General features: G+C 55.9%; 29 protein-coding genes. 16 read left to right on the forward strand and 13 right to left on the reverse strand.

Going from position 1 to position 22,549, the window contains the following annotated elements; genetic code table 11:
- Positions 1-23: 23 nt before the first annotated feature.
- A complete protein-coding gene (locus tag CU102_RS03625; RefSeq protein ID WP_106709607.1) occupies positions 24-935 on the reverse strand; it encodes a SctD/MshK family protein in 912 nt (303 codons plus the stop codon).
- Positions 936-1,067: 132 nt separating this feature from the next.
- A complete protein-coding gene (locus CU102_RS29665; protein WP_166648363.1) occupies positions 1,068-1,229 on the reverse strand; it encodes a hypothetical protein in 162 nt (53 codons plus the stop codon).
- 378 nt (positions 1,230-1,607) lie between these two features.
- Between CU102_RS29665 and CU102_RS03630 the strand changes: the two genes are divergently transcribed.
- The 13 genes from CU102_RS03630 to CU102_RS03690 all read left to right on the forward strand — a co-directional run bounded on the left by CU102_RS03630 (position 1,608) and on the right by CU102_RS03690 (position 10,186).
- Positions 1,608-2,309 carry a type III secretion protein gene (locus tag CU102_RS03630; RefSeq protein ID WP_106709608.1) on the forward strand — a complete coding sequence of 234 codons (702 nt, stop codon included), beginning with the start codon at positions 1,608-1,610 and terminating at the stop codon, positions 2,307-2,309.
- The gene (locus tag CU102_RS03635) at positions 2,306-2,497 is read left to right on the forward strand and encodes a hypothetical protein (protein ID WP_245425161.1); all 192 of its coding nucleotides are present in this window, start codon (positions 2,306-2,308) and stop codon (positions 2,495-2,497) included. Before CU102_RS03630 ends, CU102_RS03635 begins: the two co-directional genes overlap by 4 nt.
- A 46-nt stretch (positions 2,498-2,543) precedes the next feature.
- Entirely contained in the window at positions 2,544-2,951 is a 408-nt protein-coding gene (locus tag CU102_RS03640; protein ID WP_106709609.1) for a hypothetical protein, read from the forward strand.
- Between the two features lie 7 nt (positions 2,952-2,958).
- A complete protein-coding gene (gene sctJ / locus CU102_RS03645; protein ID WP_106709610.1) occupies positions 2,959-3,753 on the forward strand; it encodes a type III secretion system inner membrane ring lipoprotein SctJ in 795 nt (264 codons plus the stop codon).
- Positions 3,750-4,418 carry a type III secretion protein gene (locus CU102_RS03650; RefSeq protein ID WP_106709611.1) on the forward strand — a complete coding sequence of 223 codons (669 nt, stop codon included), beginning with the start codon at positions 3,750-3,752 and terminating at the stop codon, positions 4,416-4,418. Before sctJ ends, CU102_RS03650 begins: the two co-directional genes overlap by 4 nt.
- Positions 4,415-5,014, forward strand: a complete 600-nt coding sequence (locus tag CU102_RS03655) for a FliH/SctL family protein (protein WP_106709612.1) — start codon at positions 4,415-4,417, stop codon at positions 5,012-5,014. Before CU102_RS03650 ends, CU102_RS03655 begins: the two co-directional genes overlap by 4 nt.
- A complete protein-coding gene (locus CU102_RS03660; RefSeq protein WP_106709613.1) occupies positions 5,011-6,360 on the forward strand; it encodes a FliI/YscN family ATPase in 1,350 nt (449 codons plus the stop codon). Before CU102_RS03655 ends, CU102_RS03660 begins: the two co-directional genes overlap by 4 nt.
- Positions 6,357-6,845: a type III secretion system stalk subunit SctO gene (gene sctO / locus CU102_RS03665; RefSeq protein WP_106709614.1), complete on the forward strand. Its 489-nt coding sequence runs from the start codon at positions 6,357-6,359 to the stop codon at positions 6,843-6,845. The genes CU102_RS03660 and sctO overlap by 4 nt, the downstream gene beginning before the upstream one ends.
- A gap of 1 nt (position 6,846) precedes the next feature.
- A complete protein-coding gene (sctQ, locus tag CU102_RS03670) occupies positions 6,847-7,917 on the forward strand; it encodes a type III secretion system cytoplasmic ring protein SctQ (RefSeq protein ID WP_106709615.1) in 1,071 nt (356 codons plus the stop codon).
- A complete protein-coding gene (gene sctR / locus CU102_RS03675) occupies positions 7,910-8,563 on the forward strand; it encodes a type III secretion system export apparatus subunit SctR (RefSeq protein ID WP_106709616.1) in 654 nt (217 codons plus the stop codon). The genes sctQ and sctR overlap by 8 nt, the downstream gene beginning before the upstream one ends.
- A 6-nt stretch (positions 8,564-8,569) precedes the next feature.
- Complete coding sequence (locus CU102_RS03680) at positions 8,570-8,839, forward strand: EscS/YscS/HrcS family type III secretion system export apparatus protein (RefSeq protein WP_106709617.1); 270 nt, start codon at positions 8,570-8,572, stop codon at positions 8,837-8,839.
- A 6-nt stretch (positions 8,840-8,845) separates the two neighbouring features.
- Positions 8,846-9,676, forward strand: coding sequence for a type III secretion system export apparatus subunit SctT (gene sctT / locus CU102_RS03685; protein WP_106709618.1), 831 nt, complete (start codon positions 8,846-8,848; stop codon positions 9,674-9,676).
- A 126-nt stretch (positions 9,677-9,802) separates the two neighbouring features.
- Positions 9,803-10,186, forward strand: coding sequence for a hypothetical protein (locus CU102_RS03690; protein WP_106709619.1), 384 nt, complete (start codon positions 9,803-9,805; stop codon positions 10,184-10,186).
- A gap of 39 nt (positions 10,187-10,225) precedes the next feature.
- On the opposite strand, the gene CU102_RS03695 is transcribed toward CU102_RS03690, so the two are convergent.
- The 10 genes from CU102_RS03695 to CU102_RS31080 form a co-directional block, all read right to left on the reverse strand.
- Positions 10,226-13,342, reverse strand: coding sequence for a LysM peptidoglycan-binding domain-containing protein (locus CU102_RS03695; protein ID WP_106709620.1), 3,117 nt, complete (start codon positions 13,340-13,342; stop codon positions 10,226-10,228).
- 305 nt (positions 13,343-13,647) lie between these two features.
- Positions 13,648-13,962, reverse strand: a complete 315-nt coding sequence (locus CU102_RS03700; RefSeq protein WP_106709621.1) for a hypothetical protein — start codon at positions 13,960-13,962, stop codon at positions 13,648-13,650.
- Complete coding sequence (locus CU102_RS03705) at positions 13,928-16,255, reverse strand: xanthine dehydrogenase family protein molybdopterin-binding subunit (RefSeq protein WP_106709622.1); 2,328 nt, start codon at positions 16,253-16,255, stop codon at positions 13,928-13,930. The genes CU102_RS03700 and CU102_RS03705 overlap by 35 nt, the downstream gene beginning before the upstream one ends.
- 8 nt (positions 16,256-16,263) lie before the next feature.
- Complete coding sequence (locus CU102_RS03710) at positions 16,264-17,250, reverse strand: FAD binding domain-containing protein (protein ID WP_106709623.1); 987 nt, start codon at positions 17,248-17,250, stop codon at positions 16,264-16,266.
- 3 nt (positions 17,251-17,253) lie between these two features.
- Positions 17,254-17,922, reverse strand: a complete 669-nt coding sequence (locus tag CU102_RS03715; RefSeq protein ID WP_106709624.1) for a 2Fe-2S iron-sulfur cluster-binding protein — start codon at positions 17,920-17,922, stop codon at positions 17,254-17,256.
- A 97-nt stretch (positions 17,923-18,019) separates the two neighbouring features.
- Positions 18,020-18,181 (reverse strand): hypothetical protein, encoded by a 162-nt coding sequence (locus tag CU102_RS29670; RefSeq protein WP_166648362.1) that lies wholly within the window; start codon positions 18,179-18,181, stop codon positions 18,020-18,022.
- A gap of 256 nt (positions 18,182-18,437) precedes the next feature.
- Positions 18,438-18,554: an isochorismatase family protein gene (locus CU102_RS31070; protein WP_106709626.1), complete on the reverse strand. Its 117-nt coding sequence runs from the start codon at positions 18,552-18,554 to the stop codon at positions 18,438-18,440.
- Positions 18,515-18,904: an isochorismatase family protein gene (locus tag CU102_RS31075; protein WP_106709627.1), complete on the reverse strand. Its 390-nt coding sequence runs from the start codon at positions 18,902-18,904 to the stop codon at positions 18,515-18,517. Before CU102_RS31075 ends, CU102_RS31070 begins: the two co-directional genes overlap by 40 nt.
- Before the next feature lie 130 nt (positions 18,905-19,034).
- Positions 19,035-19,529: a YciE/YciF ferroxidase family protein gene (locus CU102_RS03735; protein WP_106709939.1), complete on the reverse strand. Its 495-nt coding sequence runs from the start codon at positions 19,527-19,529 to the stop codon at positions 19,035-19,037.
- 581 nt (positions 19,530-20,110) lie between these two features.
- The gene (locus CU102_RS31080; RefSeq protein ID WP_106709628.1) at positions 20,111-20,455 is read right to left on the reverse strand and encodes a DUF982 domain-containing protein; all 345 of its coding nucleotides are present in this window, start codon (positions 20,453-20,455) and stop codon (positions 20,111-20,113) included.
- Positions 20,456-20,949: 494 nt separating this feature from the next.
- On the opposite strand from CU102_RS31080, the gene CU102_RS03745 reads away from it, so the two are divergent.
- The 3 genes from CU102_RS03745 to CU102_RS29675 all read left to right on the forward strand — a co-directional run bounded on the left by CU102_RS03745 (position 20,950) and on the right by CU102_RS29675 (position 21,832).
- The gene (locus CU102_RS03745; RefSeq protein WP_106709629.1) at positions 20,950-21,174 is read left to right on the forward strand and encodes a hypothetical protein; all 225 of its coding nucleotides are present in this window, start codon (positions 20,950-20,952) and stop codon (positions 21,172-21,174) included.
- 2 nt (positions 21,175-21,176) lie between these two features.
- Entirely contained in the window at positions 21,177-21,434 is a 258-nt protein-coding gene (locus tag CU102_RS03750) for a hypothetical protein (RefSeq protein ID WP_106709940.1), read from the forward strand.
- A 233-nt stretch (positions 21,435-21,667) separates the two neighbouring features.
- On the forward strand, positions 21,668-21,832 hold the full coding sequence (locus CU102_RS29675; RefSeq protein WP_166648360.1) for a hypothetical protein: 165 nt from the start codon (positions 21,668-21,670) through the stop codon (positions 21,830-21,832).
- Between the two features lie 31 nt (positions 21,833-21,863).
- On the opposite strand, the gene CU102_RS03755 is transcribed toward CU102_RS29675, so the two are convergent.
- On the reverse strand, positions 21,864-22,097 hold the full coding sequence (locus CU102_RS03755; protein ID WP_106709630.1) for a DUF6894 family protein: 234 nt from the start codon (positions 22,095-22,097) through the stop codon (positions 21,864-21,866).
- Between the last annotated feature and the right edge of the window lie 452 nt (positions 22,098-22,549).

Here is a 22,549-nt window from a genome sequence, read left to right on the forward strand (position 1 = left end):
GGGATTGTGCGCCGTCCGAACAATTAAAATGTCAAAACGAACTCTTCGCCCTGCCTGCCTGCCACAAGGCGACCGTCACGAATATCCTTGATAATCCAGCCGTCTTCCAGCGCCGCACCCTTGTAGAGCCTTGTGCCATCCGAACCGATTGCATAGGGCGCTTCGCCGAACCAGACTGCTTGCAGATTGAACTTTGGATATACCTTGGCTGCCTCCGCCCCCACGAGACTTGTCAGCACGTAAGATCCGCCATAAGTGCGATCAAACCAGCTCTGGATGTCACTCCAGGTCTTCCGGTGGCCCTCACCAAGATTACCCGATACGGTCAGCCGTGTTCCTTCCGCCTCCACTTTGAGCGTGCTTAAACCTGCTTCGGCCAGTCGGGTCGCCAGCGACGCCGCAACCGGACCGCCGACAATCGGAGCGGGATCCTTTGCCGGAGCACCGGATTGTTCGACCGGTTGATAGGCGAGCGGCGTGTTCGTCGAACCCAGAATATCGCCGACACCAGCCTGTACCGCAGCTATGGTCAGCAGCGAAAGCGCTGCGCCGCCAATTGCAATCCAACCTCCACGCGGAATCTTTCGGGCCTCGGTCCGGTGCGAACGCGGCCACGACAACTCGATGGTAGCGCCGCCAATCTGAAGCACGCAGGGCATCGCACAGCGCAAGCCATGCCCCACCGGCACGAGTGCATGTTCATCGACGACGATGTCACCTCCGATAGCTTCAATCAACAGGTCGGAGCCCTGACGTTGAAATGTCATATGGTGTGCGCAAACATCACGGTCGCTGAGCGTCAGATCGCAGTCAGCGGCGGATCCGATCCGATATGTCTGACTGTCGAGTGGAAGCGAAACACCGTCGTGAACTCCGGCAGTCACCTTGAGTAACAATGCCGCTTTTTCTTCGTGAAGTCTTACGATGGAGCCCATATCAACTGCCTCGTTGCAAGGTATTCATGTATGGTCATGTGCTTCGCATTCGGGCGCAAACTGGCAAGGCGCCCTGCTCACGTTCCGAACTGGGTGCAGACGGCGCGAACGCCGTCTGCAAGAATTTGTGGATCAGTTGTTGGGACGCTGCTTGGCAGCATCGAGAGCAACTTTTTTCTCAGTGGTGATTTCGGTAATCTTGGACGACTTCTCGATTGCTTTGTCAAAAGCAGCGGTCATTTTCTCGATCGAATTGTCCGAGCTCTGTGACCCGCCAACACCTTGAACAGCCATGCTATTTCTCCTTGAGTAAACAGTCATCTATGGAAGCAATTGTCACTTCGCACCGCCTGGGCGCCAGCCTTTACCGATAGACTTGAACCAACTATCCGGCAGCCGGTGATAGTATGAAAAAATAAAGAAGGCAATTTTGTTAGAGGTCAGTTCATATTACGCTCTGTAACGATAGTTGATGCGATGATTGTCTCAGTACAATTTGCTGCATACCAACATAAAAAATTACTTCAAAATTTTAAATATCATAAATAAATCACTTTACTACTGACACAAACTGTCAGTACCATACCTGTTCATTCACTTTATAGTTGCATCGCGCGATTTCGTGGATGATATAGAGTCTATTGTGACGCTTCATACCAAAGGGTGCTTCGCATGACTATTCCGATAGCAGGTGGGCATTTGCGAGCACTCGTGTGCGCATCCGTTACAGCGGCCGTCATTCTGGGCGCTCCATATCGTGTCTTCGCCAATACACCCGATTGGTTCGCAAAGCCTTATTCCTACATACTCATCAACCAGGATATCCGCGACGCACTCAAGGAGTTCGGGCGCAATCTGAACGTTCCGGTTTCGCTGTCGGACAAGATTCGGGGGCAGGTCAGAGGCGAGGTGCGAGCAGAGACTGCCGGCGCTTTCCTGACCAGACTGGCTGAGGCCAACGGGCTGATCTGGTATTTTGATGGCTCGGTTCTTTACGTCAATTCCACAGAGGAATTTGCGACGCAGATTATCGATGCCGGCCGCGCTAACGGAGCTATGGTTATCGAGGAAGTCAGGCGGCTCAGCCTGATGGACGACCGTTTTTCCATAAAGTCTACCCCCAATGCACCGGCATTGCGTGTATCGGGACCTCCAGCCTTCATAGCGATGGTTCAACAGGTTGTTTCGACTGTTCAGCCCCCGCCCCTGGCGACGGCAGACGATCCGCGTGTGCGTGTTTTCAGGGGTGGTCAGAATGGCGAGGTCACCGAACATTTCGCCCGGCAGGAAGATGGAACCTCAACGCCAGACACCAGGCAGCGGCCGCCTTCTGTGAGGACGGGCGCCGGGAGCAAACAGGAGATCAGTAAATGACAACAATATCAGCCTTGAATGCCGCACCTCAGACAAGCAACCCCGCACAAACTCCTTCTGCGTCCCAGGAGCAGTTTGAAGCAGCACTCAACCAGGCCGTGATCGGAGGGGGCAGTTCGTTGCTTGCCCAGGAAATGATGAAAGTTGCCAATGAAATGCTCAATGAAGCCATGTCGGAAGATGAGTAATGGCGATCACAAGGTTCGCAAGCCAGCATGAGAGGAGCATTGGGTCATGACGTCAGTAGCAGTTACAGCTTCGATCCCGACAAATGCGGGGCCAGCACAGGCGATAGCATCGCAAAACCTGTTCGAACACATGGCAGGCAATATCCAGACCTTGCCCCATGGGGCCAGTCCCGCCGATCTCGGGCGCACCCTCGTTGACGATCTGAAGGGATTTGTCGAGCGAACAGGCAAATTTGCGAACCGGGCCAACGAGGTTCCTCAGACGGCAACGCAGGCCTCCTTCAAAATTGCTGTACCTGAAAAGGTTCCGGCCAGGAGTGTAGAAGACCAGCAGATCGCACGTGTGGTCGAGTCGCTCGGAACAATGTTCGATCATTCGATTGAGACGCAAATGGTGGTGCGGGGAACGACGCAGGTTTCCGGTGCCGTAAACACACTTGTCAAAGGGCAGTGACCGTCACATGAAAATCGCCACGGCCCAGCGGCTACTGACGCGATGTGTGGCAGTGGCGGCGCTCTGCCTCGCCATTCAGGCCTGCAAGGAAGACCTCTACACCAATCTTGAAGAGCGGGAAGCCAACGCAATGGTTGCAGTTCTGCTGCAGAAGGGCATTCCCGCCAGCCGTGTGATCCAGAAGAACGGCAAATTGTCGGTCACGGTCGAGGAAAGCCAGTTTGCCCAGGCAGTCACCGCGCTTAACGAGGCCGGGCTGCCGAAAACACAGTTTGCAACAATGGGCAGCGTGTTCAAACAGGAGGGCCTGGTCGCCTCGCCCGTGCAAGAGCGTGCGCAGATGATTTATGCACTCAGCGAAGAGCTGTCGCGAACCGTGTCGGAGATCGACGGCGTGGTTTCTGCGCGGGTGCATGTGGTTTTGCCAGATAATGACCCGCTGCAACGCAATGCTGTCCCGGCCTCCGCCTCGGTATTTATCCGGCATGAGCCCGGACTCGACATCAACACGCTTATCCCGCAGATCAAGACGCTCGTCGCCAATGGCATTGCCGGCCTGACCTATGAGAAGGTATCTGTCATTCCGGTGGCCGCAGCGACAACGAATCCGACAAATCCAAACACTGAGCTGACGTCGTTCCTGGGCATCTGGCTGTTGCCTGAAAGTGCCGCCAAAGCCAAATGGATGTTTGGAGCATTGATCGGTGCTGTGCTCGGGCTTGCTGCTGCCCTTGCCTATTTGTTGATGCACAGGAAACGCCGGCGAATTTTTCCGCTTGTACCCGTTGAGCCAGCAAAGTGATCGAGACCCCGGACCTGGCAGTGGAGGCAGAATCTGCGTCCATAACGCAAGAACCCACGGATATCGTGGCAGCGCCTGCTCGATTCGTGCATCCTGAGAGGATTGTCGCCTGTTACGATGGCGCCATTACCCTCGATATTGCCAGGGATCTGCAGTGTTCCGATCGGGTGCAGCAACAATTGACGATTTTGCTGATGGACCATTTTGAATTGTCTGCACTACCGGACCTTACGCATCTGGATGAAGCAGATCTTGCATTGATGACCGCTTCGTTTGAACAGATCGGTGATCTCGTATCGCTGGCCGGGGCTGTTTTCTGGTCACATGTTTTTGCATCGGAAATCAGGACCAGCGAAGTGGCTGCGATGAAACGTCGGTTTGGCGAGACCATTTTCCAGACGGCTATCGCCCATCGCGATCTTGCCGGTAACCTTCCGGGCCCGGACGATCTCGCCGCGCTTGAGGCTCTGATGGCAAGTGACGGTTTACGTTGCATCGCCAGCTGGCACGAGGCGCTTCCGGCTCGCATCGGGGCCTGGGCACGGCTGAGACATGCAAGTGACAGCTTGCCATCGCCCGATACGGCGCACGGAAAATACGGCCCTGCGATCATACGCAGGCTGGCCGCCGACCTGCCTCGATTGCACAAGGATGGAGCGCAATGACGCAGCTTCCCGCAACGCCTGGCCAAAAGATTATCCGCCAGTCGGAGGTTCAGCCCTGGATCGACGGCTACGCTTTTCTCGCCGCCGCCAGGGCGGACGCACAACATCAGATACACAAGATGGGCGAAGTTCGCGAGGCCAGCCGGAAGGAGGGTTATGAAGCCGGCTTTGCAGAAGGTGCGCGTGACGCTGCGCTCTTGCTGACGGCAACCACCGCCCGTGTGAACGATTATGTCGCCGCGCTTGACCAGCAGTTTGTTGATCTCAGCCTGTCGATCATTGCAAGGATTTTCGGCAGGTTCGACGATGCCGACCTTGTTGCGAGGCTGGCACGGCACGCACTGCAGGGATTTCAGCGAGAGCGTGACATTACGCTCAGCGTGGCACCGGATATTGCCGAGGACGTCTCACAGCGGATCAGCTCCGAATACGCCGACGTATCGCTTAACATCACGGTTTTGGGCGATCCGCGTTTGAGCGGCACGAAATGTGTGCTTTCCAATTCAATCGCGGTGGTCGATGCCAGTCTCGAAACGCAACTGGCGGCCATACGAGAGGCGCTCGTCGCGCGTCCGGAACACAGGACGCCTCCATGACACAGGAGGTTACCACGCCCGATCTCAGTCACCTTATGGGGCGGCTGCAAGAGACCGCATCGAAGGTTGAAACACGGCCTGTACGCGGACGGATTCGCAGAATCACCGGTATCATTGTGCATGCGACTGTCTCAATGGTCAGAATTGGCGAGTATTGTCATCTGCGCGACCCGGTGTCCGGCCGCATCGTGCCTGCGGAAGTTGTGGGCTTCCATGACGAGGAGGCCGTTCTGACGCCGATCGGTGACCTTGACGGCATGTCGACGCGCGCCGAGGTAATTCCGACAGGCCATACCTTGCAGATCCCCGTCGGGCCTCAATTGCTGGGACGCGTGCTCAATCCGCTCGGAGAGGCAATGAACCGGACAGGCGCTGCGCCGTCGCCTCTGCAGACCGGCGTTTACTATCCCACACACAATGTTCCGCCGCAGCCGCTGCAACGTGATCTTATTGAAGAGCCGTTGCAGCTCGGCATCAAGTCAATCGACGGCCTCCTTACGGTGGCACGCGGACAGCGCATCGGCATATTCGGTGAAGCCGGCGTCGGCAAGTCCTCGCTGCTATCCAGCATCGTCCGGGGAACCCAGGCAGATGTCATTGTCATTGCGCTCATAGGCGAACGCGGTCGCGAGGTCAGGGAATTCATCGACATCCAGCTTGGAGAGGAGGGCCGCAAGCGATCCGTCGTTGTCGTCGCGACCTCTGACCGCCCGGCAATCGAACGCGTCAAGGCGGCCTATGGCGCAACTGCGATTGCCGAATATTTCCGGGACCAGGGACAGCACGTCCTGCTGCTGATGGACAGCGTCACCCGCTTTGCGCGGGCGCAGCGTGAAATTGGACTTGCGGCCGGCGAGCCCCCAACCAGGCGCGGCTTCCCGCCTTCCCTGTTCGCAGCGCTGCCGCGCTTGCTTGAGCGTGCCGGCCCTGGCGCCGGCGGTTCGATTACGGGACTTTACACCGTCCTCGTCGAGGGAGATGGATTGCTCGATCCTGTTGCGGAGGAGACCAAGGCGATTCTGGACGGCCATATCGTCTTGAGCGGCGATCTTGCCCAGCGCGGTCACTTTCCGGCTATCGATGTCCTTCGCAGTCGCAGTCGTCTGATGGACGCTGTGGTGACCAGATCACATCGATCCAATGCGGCGAAAATTCGCGACCTGATGGCCCGCTACGAAGATATTGAATTGTTGTTGCGGGTCGGAGAATACAGGCGTGGTGCAGATACGCGATCGGACGAAGCACTGGACAGACATGAGCGGATCGAACGATTTCTGCGACAGGAGAGCGATGAACATTTTGGCTTTGCGGAGACCCAGTTGCAGTTACAGGGACTTCTCGCATGAGCCAGAAAAACCTGCACAAGCTCATGGATCTGCGAAAAATCCGCATAAGGATTGCCGAGGAATCATCGATCCGGCAACAACGCATCTACGATGCGGCCGCCGTCGACGTCGACATGGCCGCCGGTCAGATTGACCAGAACGACGAGAAGCGGCTCAGCCGTGAAACCGCGATGTACCAACAACTCTCGAACCAAACGATACGGCGCGAGGAACTCGACGACTATCTGGATGCACTCTCAGCACTGGACTACCACGCATCCAGGCTGCGGCAGCAGGAAGAACAGGCAAGGAACCGGCTGGAAATTGAGGCAGAGAAGGCCCGCGACGCGAACGCCGCTCTCCGGGCCAGACTTCAGCAATACGACAAGCTGAAAATTTTGCTGGAGAAACAATCTTCCGCCAAAAACAAAAATGCCAACTTGCTGGCTGAACTAGATGACGAGGACCAGTTGCGACCCTCACCTTTAACGCATAGAGGGTCTTGACGTGAATATTCTGGAGCAAGATGCAGGATTGCCGAAGCAATCCATAGCGGGATTGACGGATGATCTGACGTGGTTGCCAGCGGTCGATCCCGACCATATCGACATTCTGAACATGTTCCGGCGGAATGCTGTGCCTGTGCAGCTGAACATTTCCGGCCTGAGTGGAACCTTGTCAATCGCCGATCGCGCCTGCCCACTTGTCGAACCCGTTGCGATACCCCTGTCGGTCGGGCCATGGGCAGGCAAGCTGGTTCTGCCGGCCGGAATGCTGCAACCTCTGTTGCAGCGTCGTGTTGTGGTCGGAAATGTCACCGACCTCACACCGCTTCAACGCAGTATCCTTCTTGAACATCTACTGGCTGGGCTATTGAATGAACTCGAGGCGGCCATCGCCCGACCAATTCGCTTTGATTGGCTGGATCAGGTTGCAGAATTTGACGTTACCCTGCCATGGGTCATCCAGCTCGAGGATTTCCCGCGCCATGCAGAACTGCATTTGAGCACGGGGGCTGCGCGCGCACTTGGACAATTCATCAACGAATCCTCTGGCGATGACCCCGGCGCGTTGGCATCGTCCATCGTTTTTCCAATTCAGCTTTGCGCCGGCACACAGTCGCTGACCGTGTCGGAGTTAAAGAGTTTGCACCCTGGTGACGTGATCCTGTGCGGAGAACCTCCCGGGACTGATACTTTTGCCATTCTGTCGGACCGCTTTTTTGCGCCCACCAGGACGGATGGCGACAACCACGTTCTTGACGCGGCGTGGAAGCCACTCAACCAACCGCAGGAATCGTTGATGAAGTCGCAAACCAAAATTGACACCGCCACAACTCCCGGCGATCCGGATCAATTCGAAGATCTGCCAGTGCAGCTGGTTTTCGAAATTGGCCGCTGTGAACTGCCTTTGAGCGAAATTCGAAAGCTCGGCGAAGGTAGCATTGTACCGACGGCACCAGGTACAGCGAACGCTGTGAACATTCTGGCAAACGGACGACTGGTGGGAAATGGCGAACTGGTGAAAATCGGCGCCGGTATTGGCGTAAGGGTATTGCGGCTGTCCAGGCATGGGTGAGTACCAGACCAATCTCATCCCCATTATTGTCATTGTCTCGACGATCGGGCTCATTCCGCTGGCGGTAGTGACGATGACGGGTTTCCTGAAAATTTCGATCGTTCTGTTCCTGATTAGGAACGCGCTTGGAATCCAGCAATCCCCGCCGAACCTCGTATTGTATGGCATTGCTCTCATCCTGACGGTTTATGTGACAACGCCACTGGTCGGTGAAATGTACCGAATTCTCGAGGCACAACAGGTTGATCTGCAGTCGGTGGACAGCATGAAAACCGCAGCCGAAGCGTTGCGTCCGCCGCTGCAGACGCATCTTGCCAAGTTCACCAACGAGAACGAACGACAATTCTTCATGCAGGCGACCGAGAACGTCTGGTCGCCGGAGGCCCGGGCCGATCTCAAGCCGGACAGCCTTCTTGTTCTCATACCGGCCTTCGTCAGCTCGGAACTGACACGCGCGTTCGAAATCGGTTTCCTGCTCTATCTGCCGTTTCTGGTAATCGACCTGATCGTCTCCAATGTTCTGATGGCGATGGGCATGATGATGGTCTCGCCAACGCTCATCTCAATCCCTTTGAAAATCTTTCTGTTCGTGGCAGTCGACGGCTGGTCTCGCCTGATGCACGGGCTCATCTTGAGTTACGGATAGTTGGCGATGGGTCAGACGGCTTTCCTTGCCCAGATGCAAAACGCCCTCCTGACAGTGCTGCTGGCTTCTGCGCCCGCATTGGCTATTGCTATTGTGATCGGCATCGGGGTCGGGCTGATCCAGGCACTGACCCAAATTCAGGATCAGACGCTGCCACAAGCCGTCAAACTCGTCGCTGTGATGCTTACACTGATCGTTCTCGGTCCGGTACTGGCGGCTCAGGTCGCAAACCTTGCGAGCCATGTCCTTGACAGTTTTCCCGCGATGACGCGGTAGCTGATAATGGACGCTGTCTCGACCACATCGTCATTGCTGTCGCTTGCCTATCCCTTGATTATTGCTTCGGCTATCGCGATGGCGCGCGCTCTTGGCATGATCATCGTCACGCCAGCCTTCATTCGCCTTGGCCTGACCGGGCTGATCCGCTCCGGTGTCGCGGTAGCCATTTGCATTCCGGTGATACCTGGCGTGTTGAATTCTATGCTCATGGAAGGTCCAATGAGCAGTCTCCTCATAACGGGCTTGCTCATCAAGGAACTGCTTGTCGGCACCATCATCGGAATAGCATTTGGTATCCCGTTCTGGGGCGCTGAAGTGGCAGGAGATCTGGTCGATCTTCAACGCGGTTCAACCTCTGCGCAGTTAATTGATCCGTTGCAGGCGAGTGAAACCAGCATTGCTGGAACCTTGTTCGTGTTTGCGCTGCTCGCGCTGTTCTTCATGTCGGGCGGCTTCCTGCTGCTTGTCGACGGGTTCTACAAAAGCTTTGAGATTTGGCCCGCCGCCAGGTTTGCTCCCGTCTTGAATGTCCAGGCTGTACCGGCTTTGCTTGGTGTCCTGGACCGCATCATGCAGATCGCCGTTTTGCTGATCGCTCCGGTTGTCCTGGCGCTCTTGCTGGCGGATATCATGCTGGCCTATCTTTCTCGCATGTCGCCGCAGTTGCATATTTTTGACATGTCTTTGGCCATCAAGAATCTGCTGTTTTCGCTGTTGATGGTGCTCTACATTGCCTACCTTGTTCCTTATATGATGGCGGAACTGAAAGATCTTCGGGGTACATCCGATATTATGCGAGCGCTTGTAGGCCCAAAGCCAGACAACTCACCCTGACCTGATCCTGCCCCGAGGCTGATCCGCCCTCAAAAGAATTTGCGTTTGCCAAATGCGTGCAGCGTGATCATTATCCCTGGAGCATTTGCCTTTTCAGCACCAGGACATCGGCCAGGGAGGGTGGCGTTGGCACAGCCCATCAACAATGTCGGATCGCAGCAGGCGCTCGAAAGCAACTGGAACGACGAAAACGCAATACAGAAATTTGAGCGTGCAAGAGAAAGCGCGTCGCGTGAGCGCCGGGATGAGATTTTGTCGGCCCAATCGCGACCCCATGCTGTCGAACTGAGAGCACGCCCATCTTCCGCCGATCGCAAATCCGGTCCCGACAGTGACGACAACCCTCTTGAACCACGCGAACATGAAGCCAAACGCTCACCCGATCGTTTGCGGGTAAAAAGGAACGGCCTCATCCAGTCTCCGACCAGCCGTGAACTGCCACGATACCTGACCGGATCCATTATACTTCTTTGTGCGATGGCGCTGGCTGTGGGGCTGTATCTCGCTTAGGCGAGTCGGTGGCCGAAGCTCGCAAGCCCGGCCCATCCATCAGGCCACCGGGATGCCGATGCCCAGTTCGGCAAGGACGACATCGATCTGTGCGACTGATGAAGGGCTCGCCTCGCCTGACCTGATCCTGTCGGCAGTGCTCGGAACATATACGTCACTACCCGTGTACCGATAGTTCAGCTCATCGGGGTCGGTGTAGTTGGCATCGCCGTCGGCGGTGGCAGTCAACCTGGAAACATCGCCGCCGAAATCGTCGAGCGTATGATGAATGTTGTCACGCAGGGCTTCCAGCTTGTCGTTGGGAATACTGTTTAGCCAATTAACGAATTGCTGCCGGTCTGTCGGTTGATCGAGCTCATAGCCCTTCATCTCGGCATATTTGGCAAGCATGGGCACGGGGCTGTGTCCATCGCCGCTTTGATCGACAAGGGCACCGGCAACCCTCTCGTCAAGATCGGCGTGTTCAAGGAAGTGTTTCGATGTATCGGTCATGTAGATATTGGAATGGCGCGTGTCACCAACGATCATCTGGCCGATAACTGCCGCGCCGACGATGACCAGACCTGCCGGACCAAACATCGTACCCGTGCCAAGAGCCGCCATGACAGTTCCACCGGCAGCGACGGCCGAAAGGCTACCCATCAGGGGATCACCGGATTTGAAATAGTCGACTGCGTTCCACGCATCGAAGCCGGCGCTGAGTGCCCCGAGGAATTTGACCGCTGGCCGGCTGCTGCTGCCGAAATGCCTGACGGAGGCCGATTCTGGATCAATCCGCTCCATGCCTCCAAGGATCTCGACAGTACGCTGCCCAAGGCCCGCTACATCGATGACCACTTTGAGACTGTTTTTCAGTGTCGGGTCGTTTTGCAGGTTTGTCGAGGAGTTGGCGAGCGTTGCGCCCGTAGCTGCCACCCCGATCATGCGGAGCAGTTGGCCCGGCACTGCGGTATTGGCGAAAGACCTTACGCCGCTGGAACTCTTCAGGCCATTGAGATCGCTGTCCAGCTGCGCCATTTTGGCTCTGGCTTGCTCGAGTGTATCGCCAGGTTCCGGCATCGATCTTTTCAGGGCATCAATAGCCTTGTTCATGTCTCCCTCGGGAATGCCGAGCAGGGTGGATACCTTGCTATCCCTGAGATTTTCGAGACTTGCCCTTGCCCTTTCGATACTCGCCGGATTTGCGTTGCTCAAGTCGCCAAAGCTGGGCAGCACCATACGGCGGACGATCTGCGTGGTGGCTTCCTCAGCCAGCTTGCGGCCGCGATCGCTGAGCCGGGCCTGGCTTCCCAGAAGATTGAGAACTTGTGGTTTGTCCAGCAGCTCCGGCTTCTTTTTCATGGCGATATCAATCGCCATTGCGGTTTTTTCGTCCGAGAGGATTTGCGCTATACGGTCGTTGACAGCAGACTGCTGCGAGGCCAGTTCCGGGGGCAGATCACCTAGCTGTGTGAGTTGTGCCAGGAGCTTTTCGCCGCTGCTGGCAATATTGTCCTCGAGGCGCTGCTCCGTCGCTATCCAGTCCGGGCCTTTCTCTTTCTTGTAGTCCTCGATTGCTTTTGTCAGTTGCTCCGGTGTCATGGTCGCACCGTGATTGGTGATCAGCCACTGCAATTCCTGCATGTGCATGGCATAGGCGACCACGTCCCTGTTCACTGTGCCTGTGGCGTACTGTTCCACATGAGGCATGATGCTTTGGGTGACGAACTCCGGGCTGCCGGTCGCGCTTTCGGCGGCAAACGCAATCGGGTAGTCGAGGCTGGAGCCGGAGGTGATCGCCGGTGGAATTGAATTTGGATGGTAACCGCCCAACTGAACGAAGGTTTCGACTATCCGATCCGCCCCGGGCGTGCCGGATATACGGTCGATGATCTTCATCATGTCCGCCTGACCATTGAGGCCAATCAGCTGACCGCCAATTTCCCGTTGCTTTCTGGCATTGGCTGCCTCGATCGTTGGCATGGCCGCTGAAACCAGATCAACAGCGAGCCTGGGGTCAGCACCATCGGTCAGCTTCTCAAGATTCATCATAGTCGTTGCCGCATCGCCCTGGTCACTGACCGCTGTTTCAGGGTCATATTCAGCCAGAGGCCGTGCTGCCCATTCGGAAGCGTTGGTGACAAGCTGGCTCGCATCTTCAGACCTCAGGAGTACCTGCCGCAACTCGGGCGACGCTGAATTATAGGCCTCGCTGAGCTGACGAAACGCTTCGTCCGGTTTACCGGTCGCATTGGCTTCATCAATGATTTGCCGCGCCCGGTCTTCGATCTCCACACCGGCATGCGTGGACGGGCGCAAGGCAATACCGAGATCCTCTGCCGCATCTTCGATTGCATTCCGGGCAGGCGCAGCGTCCTGCCAATTGCGATCGAAAAGACGTTGCAGGGCGGCGCTTCGCTCGCTCTCCGGAAGCTGCCCGATATAGGATTTAACGTCGCTTGAGATAGTGTTGGTTTCGGCCTGGTAGTCGATGTTCGGGCTTTCCGAATACTGCACTGCGTTTCCGCGGTCGTAGATGCCGGCAGCGAATGCAGCCTCCGGATCGGTCTCAAGGCCGCGCTCTTCTATGGCCGCTGTCACCGCATTGCCGGCAGGTCCCGCGTCGAGCCAGTCGCTTTGCGCCAGCCGCAACGCAGCGGCCTGTCGTTCGGGGGCCGGCAGGTTATCGAGATAGGTCCCGACCTCCCGCTGCATGGCCCTTGTTTCCCCATCATAGTCGACACGCGACGGATCGTCCGCATAGGCAAGCTGATTGCCGCGGTCATAGAGGTCGCTGATGAACGCCGCCTCACCTTCCGGTACGCCGTTGCCGTTTGCCGAACCATTCGCCACAACTTCAGGGGAGCTCTGCGGCACGATCAGAACTTCATCGGGCCGGATGGCAGCATCGCCCGTAATTCTGTTGGTGGCTAACAGATCATCGAGGGTGACGTTGTTTTCCCTGGCGATGGTCCAAAGATTATCGCCCCGCTCGACGACAACAGTCTTTTCCCGAAGAGGATCGAGCCGGTTGGGGCCACCGCCCTCCGCACGTTCTCGCACAGCTTGTCTGATCTGCTCTACGAAGAGTCGTTGCTGTTGATCGGCGACGGGAGAAGTTTGATTTCCAGCGGCGTTGTAGCGACTTCTTCCATCAATATCGATGCGGTACGACATGTGCACGGCTCCCGGCTGTTCGTGTTCCGGGAGCGGAATTTCGCAGCTCACGGATCGGTGCAACTAAGATGACAAACACGCCGATGATGGCGAGCGCCGGTAACGGTTTGATGACATCATGCAGGTTTAGTAGCTTCGTCCACGGAAGACCGCCGCCGTCAATCCCGATCCCATATCCACGCAGACAAGAATTCTGGTTGCCAGCAAGGACAGTGCCAACGCTGCAGTTTCATCCGGCTTACCCACGCATCCGCATCCGATAGCGCGCAACCAATTGTTCGGTTGCAATATTTCAGGCCACTCACTCAGGCATCGGACCCTCGATCGGCCTGGCGCAATTGCATTGATACGGACGTTGCAGCCATTCCTTGGCGGCTGCGCGTGTCATGACCATAACTACAGGTCTCGGAGGCTTCCTGCGGCGATCGTTCAGTCAACTCGTGGGAAACCGACAGCGAACTGGCAAATAGTGCGGGGCGATCAAAATCTCCCTGCATCGTTGTGATCAGGATGGCGAAAAGCCCGATGCTGATGAGATATTTACGCCCGAAATTCTGCGTTGCTTCAATTCGCTCCCGAACATATTCAGGGTCGCGTTCGATATTCTGACGATGGTGCATTAATCCGCTCCTGTTTGGGCCTGGACTTATGAACCGGCAGTCCGGCCAGTACCTTGTCCAGGGTGATTGGAAACTCGCGAACCCTCGTTCCGGTCGCGTTGAAAATCGCGTTGGCAATAGCTGCACCTGCGCCACAAACTCCAAGTTCTCCAATGCCCTTGCTTCCAAACACATTGGCGTTGCTGTCGGCTTCCTCCAGGAAAACGACATCGAGTTCGGGCACATCGGCACTCACCGGAACATGGTATTCCGCAAGATCATGATTGACGAAGTGCCCATATCTCGGGTCAAGGACACTTTCTTCCATCAGCGCGGCACCTATTCCCCAGATCATGCCGCCGAGTATCTGCGAGCGTGCTGTTTTTGGATTGAGAATGCGGCCGGCTCCAATGACGCTCAACATTCGGCGCAACCGTATCTCGGCCGTGTCCACGTCCACCGCAACCTCGGCGAAATGCGCTCCGTAGGAATGTTGTGAAAAGTTGCGGTAATTGTCGCTCGCTGCTTCAACCGCACCGTGAGCATCCAATCCTTGCGGCGCAATGCGGTTGATCAGTTCCGCAAGGCCGACCGAACGATTGCCTGCCCTGATCTGTCCGTTCACGAAGTCGGTCTGGCCGTTGTTCAAGCCGTGGAATGGAGATTCTGCTGCCTCTCGAGCAGACATTAATATCTTCTGCTTTAATGTCTCGCAGGCATTATGAACCGCAGACCCCGCGCTGGCAGCTCCCCACGACCCGCCCGACCCGGCGGTACGCGGGAACCCGCTGTCTCCCAGTCGAACATCAATTGCCGAGAGTGGAAGGCCAAGGCTGCTGGCTGTGATCTGTGCCAGGATCGTGTAGGTGCCCGTCCCGATATCGGTCATATCCAGCTCGACCTTCACCTGCCCCTTCCCGTCGATCCTTATCCGAGCAGCCGACGCGCCAATGTAGTTGGGTCGGATAGCCGCTGCCATGCCAAAGCCAACCAGCTTGCGCCCCTCCAGGGCCGAACCTGGTTTCGCTCGTCTCTGGTCCCAGCCAAAGCGACGTGCTCCCTCTTGCATACAGGAGACAAGGTTGCGAGTTGAGAAAGGAACGTTGCGTTCGGGATCGATTGTCGGTTCATTGCGTATGCGAAGTTCGATCGGATCCATACCGATCTGATTAGCCAATTCGTCCATGGCGCATTCGAATGCCAGCATCCCTGGCGCTTCGCCCGGCGAGCGCATCCACTCGCCGCGGTTTGTGTCAAGCCCTACCAGACGATGACGTGTCATCCGATTGGCGGCAGCATACAGAGATCGTCCGAATACAGCTGTCTGTTCGCAGAATTCCTCGAAACGGGCCGTTGCCGAACATACCTCATGCGCGATACTGGTCAGCCTGCCTTCGCGGTCGGCGCCCAGTCGAACGGATTGGATCATCTTTGCTCGATGACCGGCATTGGCGAACATCTGTTGTCGGGTCAGCGCAACCTTGACAGGGCGCCGAAGTTGCCTGGCTGCGAGTGCCGCAAGAATAGTGTCCTGATGCACGATCAGTTTCGACCCGAATCCGCCCCCGACAAATGGACTGACTATCCGCACCTTCTCGCCGGGAATTTGCAACGTGTTCGCGATACCTGCCCGAAAGTTCGCAAGAGTCTGCGCGCTCGTATAAATCGTCACTTCATCACCGAACCACACCGCAAGCGTAGCGTGCGGTTCCATCGGGTTGTGATGCTCGTAGGGTGTCGTATAGATCGCATCGACTTTGACGTCGCTCCCTGCGAATGCCGCCTCGAAATCTCCGACAAGCGAATCCGTCTGAAAGCCGGCATTCGTGCGCTGCGGTGCATAGGCGTCGGCAAGTTGGCTGTCCAGGTCGTATGCACCGCGTTCATTCTCATACTCCACCGTAATGAGCCCGGCGGCGCCTCGCGCCGCCTCGAACGTTTCTGCCACGACCAAAGCAACAGGCTCGTCATAATAACGAATGCGGTTCGTTGAGAATGCGGGGCGCGCACGCGTAAAGACCTCGCGTACCTCTCGCGTGACGGAGGGACCAAAAGCTGGTTGTGCCGGTGCATTCCTATACGTCATCACGTGGACGACACCCGGCGCGGATTCGGCCCGCCTGGTGTCCATCGCTGTGATGCGCCCGCGCGCGATACCTGCGCCAAGAATGTAGCCAAAGGCCACTGGAGTATCGGAGGGGTGTTCATAGGCGTATGTCGCGGCCCCGGTGACTTTAAGCTCACCATCGATACGATCGATCGGCTGGCCGATAAGGGATTTTCTGGAGTCCACCACTGGTGCAGATTTGGTCATGACTTTCCTCAACCGCGTTCTGAAGCAGCGGCGAGAGCGTATTGTATCGTCCGCTTTGCCAAGGGGATTTTGAAGTCGTTCCCGCCTCGGCCAACGGCGTTGGTCAGCGCGATGTCTGCCGCACCTTCAAACACCTCCGCCGAAACCGTTTCGCCGATCAGGTGAGTCTCGGCCTCGGGAGCGCGCCAAGGTTTCGCAGCAACCCCGCCAAGCGCGAGCCGGGCCCGAACGATGGTGTCTCGCTCGACATCGACGACGACGGCGACCGAGACAAGTGCAAACGCATAGGACGCGCGATCCCGAACCTTGCGGTAGAGCTGCCTTCCTCGCTGGGGCGGTGGCAAGATAACGGCCGTGATCATTTCCCCGGGGGTAAGCCCTGTTTCAATATTGGGTGTTGTCCCTGGCAAGCGGTGCAGATCGCCGATTGGGATTTGCCTTGTCACTCCGCCGGTGTCCATTACCTCGACCATTGCGTCGAGCACGAGCATTGCAACCGCCATGTCGGACGGGTGGACCGCAATACAGGCGTCGCTCGATCCAAGAACGGCGTGCATCCGATTGAACCCGTTGAGGGCAGAACATCCGGACCCGGGCACACGCTTGTTGCAGGGGGTATTCCGGTCATAGAAATAATAACAGCGCGTCCTCTGCAGCAAATTTCCGGCTGTGGATGCCTTGTTCCGTATTTGAGCTGACGCGCCCGACAGCAAGGCCTGGGCCAAGACCGGGTAATCCGAACGTATTCGCTGGTCGGCGGCGAGGGAACTGTTACGAACCTGGGCACCGATGCGAAGGCCCCCATCGGCTGTTGCCTCAATTGCATCAAGGGGCAGCCGGCTTATATCGATCAGATGTGTCGGCTGCTCGATTCCGAGCTTCATAAGATCCAACAGATTTGTACCACCGCTGATGTACGTCGCTGTAGGAGCGACTGCTGCGGCCATCAACGCGGCGCGCGTATCTACTACCCTTTGATAGGTGAAAGGCATCATATCTCAGACCTCATTGGCTGCGTCGCGGATTGCGGCGACAATGTTGGGATATGCAGAGCAGCGGCAAATGTTACCGCTCATGCGTTCGCGTATTTCTGCATCGGTCAAAGGGAGGGCCGGACCGGAAAGCGGTTCGCTGACGTGGCTTGGCCAGCCATCTGCTGCCTCCTGCAACATGCCGACCGCCGAACAGATCTGGCCGGGTGTGCAGTATCCGCACTGAAACCCGTCATGCGCTATGAACGCAGCCTGCATCGGATGGAGATCGCGGCCGTTGGCGAGGCCCTCGACCGTCGTGATGGTATCGCCTTCGTGCATCACGACAAGCGACAGGCAGGAATTGATCCGCCGGCCATTCACAAGCACTGTACATGCTCCGCATTGCCCATGATCACAACCCTTCTTGGAGCCGGTCAATCCGAGGTGATTGCGCAACGCATCGAGCAATGTAGTCCGTGGATCGAGCCCGACCGCATAATTGCGCAAGTTGATGTTCAGGGTGACGTCGACGGGATCTACAGACCTTGTGCCTGCCTCGCCATAACGTTCGGCGCCGTCGGGCACCTGTTGACCGGATGCCGGCAAACCCGTTGCGAGGACAAATCCGGCTGCTGCACCGGACTCCAGGACGGTTCGGCGCGTTGGGCCCGTTTTTCTGGGCTGTTCAGTCATTGCTTCCGCTCCTTGAGTTCACAACGATCATGGAGGCCGTACCGGCAGAAAAGTCCGCCGGCACGAGACTTCTGAACGGATTGATCGAGACTAACGATCAACCTGGCTGCTGGCTCGTATCGGCAGGCAATTTTTGTTGCGTGTCCGGGGAACGCTCACTCTCGGTACTCGCGGAGTTGAGCTTCTGGCAAGCAAGCGAAGTACCGCCTGAAAGGGCGACACCGACTGCTGCAATGGCTGCTATCAGATATCTGTTCATGACAAACTCGCTTTCTGAATAGATCTACGGGACAGTTGTTCACTTACACCAGTCAGCGTAGTTGCGGTTTGTCGCAGAGTTGTGCCGTAACAAGGGTGGAGTTGTCGCAAAGTATCGCAGGACTGCGTTACGGGACATTTCGCTACAAACTGGAGGGGTTGACACCACGTCATGGGTCATGATGTGCCAAGACAGCCGTTAAGCGATTTCAAGTCCCTTGCGTCTACCAGTTTCGCCACGTCCGCACTGTAGAATTTCAATTACTTGGAGATTTGCGGTGTGCCGCATCGGATGAACTGCAAACTGCATCGGTAACGACGATCACTCGGTAACCTATGTCGATTGCGCCAAGCACCGAGGACAAAACACACACTGTCTCGCCAAGAGGGTATCAACCCTGGACTTTGTCAGAGCCGCCTGCAGTTCGCCCGAATACCAGGGGGAGTAAACGCGTTTGTCGAAAACACTCGCAGGCGGGACATAGTTCAACAGAACCGGCACAAGATCGAGTTTGTTGTGATCTAGATGTTCCAACGTCATCATTGGCCACTTCCGATAGTAGCGGTGCCAATTACCACCTGTCGAAGCCGGGTCATCCGCCGGAATAAACCGGGTGAATACTGAATCGGCCGGCTGTAACGCTACAAGTTTGTGAATGTTTGGAAGAACGCGTTCGAAACACGGCATCGCCCAAAGGCTACTTCCTGTAAAAATCCCTTGCATGTCGACGCATAAATGTTTTGCACGCGGCCCGATGGGGCCAAATCGCAAACCAGTCGCCACTTCGTCCTCCGTCGACGGACTGGGTCCGAGAGCGTGCCACCGTTGGTTTGCGGCAGCACGCTTTAGAAATTTAGGCGGCTTTGGCGGACTGGTTTAAGGAACTCTCGGCCAGAGCCGTCAAAGCTTTGTCAGTGTCTCTCTCTTCCTGCAGTGTAGTAGCCAGCAGCTTCTGGGCGTCTTTCATGCCTAGCTCGCCCGCCCATCTGGCCAAAGTCCCATAGCGAGCCATCTCGTAATGCTCGACGGCTTGCGCGGCCGACGCAAGTCCAGCATCGATGGCTGGCTTGCCCTTGAAGTCTTCGAGGATTTCTTCGCCTTCTGCGATGAGGCCTTCAATCGCTTCACACGTCTTGCCCTGGGCGCGCTTGCCGAGGATATCGAACACCTGTTGCAATCGTTCGACGTGGACTTCGGTCTGATCACGATGTTTTTCAAAGGCAGCTTTCAATTGTGCTGAATTGGCTCCCTTCGCCATTTTCGGCAATGCTTTTAAGATTTTGCGCTCAGCGTAATAGACATCTTTCAACGTCTCGTGAAATAGGGTTGCCAGCGTTTTTTTTGCCATGTCCTCTCTCCTTGGCTGCATCACTGTGACCGTGCTGTAACTAATGAGAGCAGTGAGAGTTCCCTCGATACTGGCGGGTTTAAATAACTTGCATACTAACGGCAGTCTTGCTGCATGCACTCGGACTGCAAGTCGAGGGGAGCGTTCGGCATTGAGAACCGATATGGAAGGACCCTCATCGCGGCTTACGTCTACAAGGCACCACTGTGAGAGACTATCGCTACTCGGCCCTCAGCAGATCCGCTACAAATATCGTGCTCATAAGTTCAACTTGTTCATTGTAGATGCGCACGACCCTTACCTTCGTTGACACGACGTCGCGTCCGCCGCCGACTGGGAAGCTGGAGCGCTGGCATAAGAGCAAATCGCGACGGCGTTCTTCAGAATACCACGATTGCAAGTCGCCAATTCATTGTGAAAGGGTGCTCATCCGCGATGTAGATATTTGCGTCCTAGGCTGCTTCGATGAATGTAGTTCGCGCGAGGTACGCATCAATGCTTTAAGGCAGGCCTGACTAGCAAGACCGTGCCATCGGTCGCTTGCCCGGGTGATGTTCCGGATCTTACCCGGCTTTTCGGATTCAACTTTCTCGACGGGGCATTGGACGTTCTCCATTTTCCGAGAACGCTGAATCGTTCACCTTGTTCCTGGCAGACCTTGGCGGGGCTGTGGCTCGTGTTTTTTCCGCCACGTAAACGCCGATTTCCTTCGCGGCCTCCACAAATGCAAGCCTTGCTCCTTCCACCGCAACCCTCTCTTTCAAGGCATTTGCGCACATTTCCACAGCCACCGCATGTTTGGGCCCGCACTGTTTCGTCCAACAGTTTTCCAATAGTTCGGATGCCTGTTTTACGGAAGTGACGTTCAGAACCGTGCCTGAGCGTGGAGATTGGATCAACACATGTTCGAAGTATGGATCGCGCATGACGAAGAAATGCGGAACATTCGACTTGGTTCCGGATCGGGGCTGGGATTGGCGAAAGTCAAAACCAGGTGCTCCTCAGCGGCAGATGATCGGCTTCAAATTACCCCGGGCGAAGGTCATACTGAGACTGCTGTTAACGAGGTTTTTTCGTTTCAGCGCCACAGTAGTGTGGCAAAGGGGAGATGCCGCTAGTGGGGGCTTACGGGTGGAACGAAAAGTTGTTTCCCAATGTTCAATTTTGGCGTGAGTTTTATTTTATCGTGCCTCGTTTGCTGTAGTGGTATATGGGAACTCCCACCGCCGAGTAATCCGGTTCTGTCCATCATTGGTGCAATCACTCGCAATTATGTAACAAATGCCACAAAACATGGCATAAAATATTGATATAAATCAATAAAATTCCATTCATATTTCATTGCTTATGCCGTCTTTCAGGCTTTGGATGTGCGCAAACTCAAGCGTGACATTCTCGGCTAATGGTAGGATTGTGTCTCATGAACACTGCCCGCCTCATTCTCGTTGTCGCATTCACCCGTACTGATGATGGTGAACTTGTGCCGGCGTATGATCCGATGCAGTTCAACACCGAGGAAGATGCCATCGGTATGGCACGTTCTCTTGCTGCAAGCTGCACGGGCGTTCTCGCGTGGAGCCGTGACGCGCAACCTGACATCTGCGAATATGGCCCACCGACGATTCTGTTTCCCGAGATGGAGTGATTTTGAAGCCTGAACGATTTAATGAATGCCTCAGTTTCCTTCGCTGGTCCCAAATTGATTTAGCCGCGGCCCTAGAATGTGACATTTTTCTGGTGAATGCTTGGGCCAATGGCATCGAGGCAATTCCTGACGACATCGCTGCATGGCTAGACAAGCTCGCCAAGGCACACGCAAAGGCGGGAATACCGGAAAACTATAAGGGCGTTCAGCTTAAGATGAAGATTAGGAAATACCACAGACCCGGCAGCGAAACGATGTAACGCATGGAGGTAACCTGGGAGCCGCTTCACATTGATGATCTCAACAAGCCAGATGACTTAGTCGCGATTGCGCCCTGTTTTCATTCCCATTTCGTCAAGGACGAAGATGCCGCGCTGGCTTCTTGTACACAACCCGAGATGGGCTATCATCGGGCATGATCGTACCCAGGCCACACCATCCACGAAGCCATCCAGACCGTTTCAGCGAGTGCCAGAGGGCGGTTGAAGATTATGTGCTTGAGCTGCTTGGAGATGCAGTCGAGGCAGGGTGGAACAAGGATGAGATTTTGGCAGCAATGATCGAGGTGGCGGATAATAATGCTCTGGCGATGCATCAAAACGTGCTGGTATCCGTGGAAACGGAATTGCGAAAACTGATGAAGAAAAACCGTAACTAAAAAAATGCGATTTTGATGCGGGCTGCGCATGCTACCTGGTTTTGGCTCTCAACAGGTCCGCGACAAATACGGTTCTGATAAGTTCACCAGGCTCATTGTAGATGCGAACCACCCAAGCGGTCGGATCGTATTCTTCTACATCGACCAGCGTCTTTCTTGCTGCCTTTTTGGCGGCAAGAATCGCTGCTTTATGATCGGGGAATTCGATTGGCGTTACGTCTTCAAGTACAGCCCCCTCTTCAAAAACAAAACGAAACAGCGGCATAGCTACCTCGCACTCATCTACCTATAGTGAACTCGCTGCTGTACAATTCGTTCCGTCGAGCAATTGATTGATGGACAACATGTCTGAAGCCCCGCCGAAACCCACCTACCCTGAACATATGGAAAAGGCTCCGGCCGGACTGTTCGAGCACTAAAGTCATGGGGAGCGTTCGGCTTTGAGAAGCGCCATGGTCTCGAATGGTTCTGCAGTGAGCACAAGACGGATGGTGAGAGCTGAATGGACACAGTCCTCGAGATTGTGCTGCTAGCCATCGAACATATCCTTCCAAAGAGGCTCCGCTGGATCGTTTTATACCTCACTCTGCTTTGTGTGGTCGGATATACGATTTACTATTTTTACTTGACCTGGAGCTATGGTCGAACTGGCTCAACGAACCTTGATCCATCACACAACTACCTAAACCGACGACTTGTGACGATCAATGCTCAAGG

It is taken from the genome of Phyllobacterium brassicacearum, from assembly GCF_003010955.1.
Classification (GTDB): Bacteria; Pseudomonadota; Alphaproteobacteria; order Rhizobiales; family Rhizobiaceae; genus Phyllobacterium; species Phyllobacterium brassicacearum.

Excerpts from the sequence above, each read along its gene's own strand:
- CU102_RS03640 (WP_106709609.1), top strand. The coding sequence starts at position 2,544 with ATGACGTCAGTAGCAGTTACAGCTTCGATCCCGACAAATGCGGGGCCA.
- CU102_RS03630 (WP_106709608.1), top strand. The coding sequence starts at position 1,608 with ATGACTATTCCGATAGCAGGTGGGCATTTGCGAGCACTCGTGTGCGCA.
- CU102_RS03655 (WP_106709612.1), top strand. The coding sequence starts at position 4,415 with ATGACGCAGCTTCCCGCAACGCCTGGCCAAAAGATTATCCGCCAGTCG.
- CU102_RS03660 (WP_106709613.1), top strand. The coding sequence starts at position 5,011 with ATGACACAGGAGGTTACCACGCCCGATCTCAGTCACCTTATGGGGCGG.
- sctJ (WP_106709610.1), top strand. The coding sequence starts at position 2,959 with ATGAAAATCGCCACGGCCCAGCGGCTACTGACGCGATGTGTGGCAGTG.
- CU102_RS03700 (WP_106709621.1), bottom strand. The coding sequence starts at position 13,962 with ATGCACCATCGTCAGAATATCGAACGCGACCCTGAATATGTTCGGGAG.
- CU102_RS03735 (WP_106709939.1), bottom strand. The coding sequence starts at position 19,529 with ATGGCAAAAAAAACGCTGGCAACCCTATTTCACGAGACGTTGAAAGAT.
- CU102_RS31080 (WP_106709628.1), bottom strand. The coding sequence starts at position 20,455 with ATGCGCGATCCATACTTCGAACATGTGTTGATCCAATCTCCACGCTCA.
- CU102_RS03705 (WP_106709622.1), bottom strand. The coding sequence starts at position 16,255 with ATGACCAAATCTGCACCAGTGGTGGACTCCAGAAAATCCCTTATCGGC.
- CU102_RS03715 (WP_106709624.1), bottom strand. The coding sequence starts at position 17,922 with ATGACTGAACAGCCCAGAAAAACGGGCCCAACGCGCCGAACCGTCCTG.
- CU102_RS03695 (WP_106709620.1), bottom strand. The coding sequence starts at position 13,342 with ATGTCGTACCGCATCGATATTGATGGAAGAAGTCGCTACAACGCCGCT.
- CU102_RS03710 (WP_106709623.1), bottom strand. The coding sequence starts at position 17,250 with ATGATGCCTTTCACCTATCAAAGGGTAGTAGATACGCGCGCCGCGTTG.
- CU102_RS29670 (WP_166648362.1), bottom strand. The coding sequence starts at position 18,181 with ATGAACAGATATCTGATAGCAGCCATTGCAGCAGTCGGTGTCGCCCTT.
- CU102_RS03755 (WP_106709630.1), bottom strand. The coding sequence starts at position 22,097 with ATGCCGCTGTTTCGTTTTGTTTTTGAAGAGGGGGCTGTACTTGAAGAC.
- sctT (WP_106709618.1), top strand. The coding sequence starts at position 8,846 with ATGGACGCTGTCTCGACCACATCGTCATTGCTGTCGCTTGCCTATCCC.
- CU102_RS03625 (WP_106709607.1), bottom strand. The coding sequence starts at position 935 with ATGGGCTCCATCGTAAGACTTCACGAAGAAAAAGCGGCATTGTTACTC.
- sctR (WP_106709616.1), top strand. The coding sequence starts at position 7,910 with ATGGGTGAGTACCAGACCAATCTCATCCCCATTATTGTCATTGTCTCG.
- CU102_RS29665 (WP_166648363.1), bottom strand. The coding sequence starts at position 1,229 with ATGGCTGTTCAAGGTGTTGGCGGGTCACAGAGCTCGGACAATTCGATC.
- CU102_RS03680 (WP_106709617.1), top strand. The coding sequence starts at position 8,570 with ATGGGTCAGACGGCTTTCCTTGCCCAGATGCAAAACGCCCTCCTGACA.
- CU102_RS03745 (WP_106709629.1), top strand. The coding sequence starts at position 20,950 with ATGAACACTGCCCGCCTCATTCTCGTTGTCGCATTCACCCGTACTGAT.
- sctO (WP_106709614.1), top strand. The coding sequence starts at position 6,357 with ATGAGCCAGAAAAACCTGCACAAGCTCATGGATCTGCGAAAAATCCGC.
- CU102_RS03635 (WP_245425161.1), top strand. The coding sequence starts at position 2,306 with ATGACAACAATATCAGCCTTGAATGCCGCACCTCAGACAAGCAACCCC.
- CU102_RS31075 (WP_106709627.1), bottom strand. The coding sequence starts at position 18,904 with ATGCAAGGGATTTTTACAGGAAGTAGCCTTTGGGCGATGCCGTGTTTC.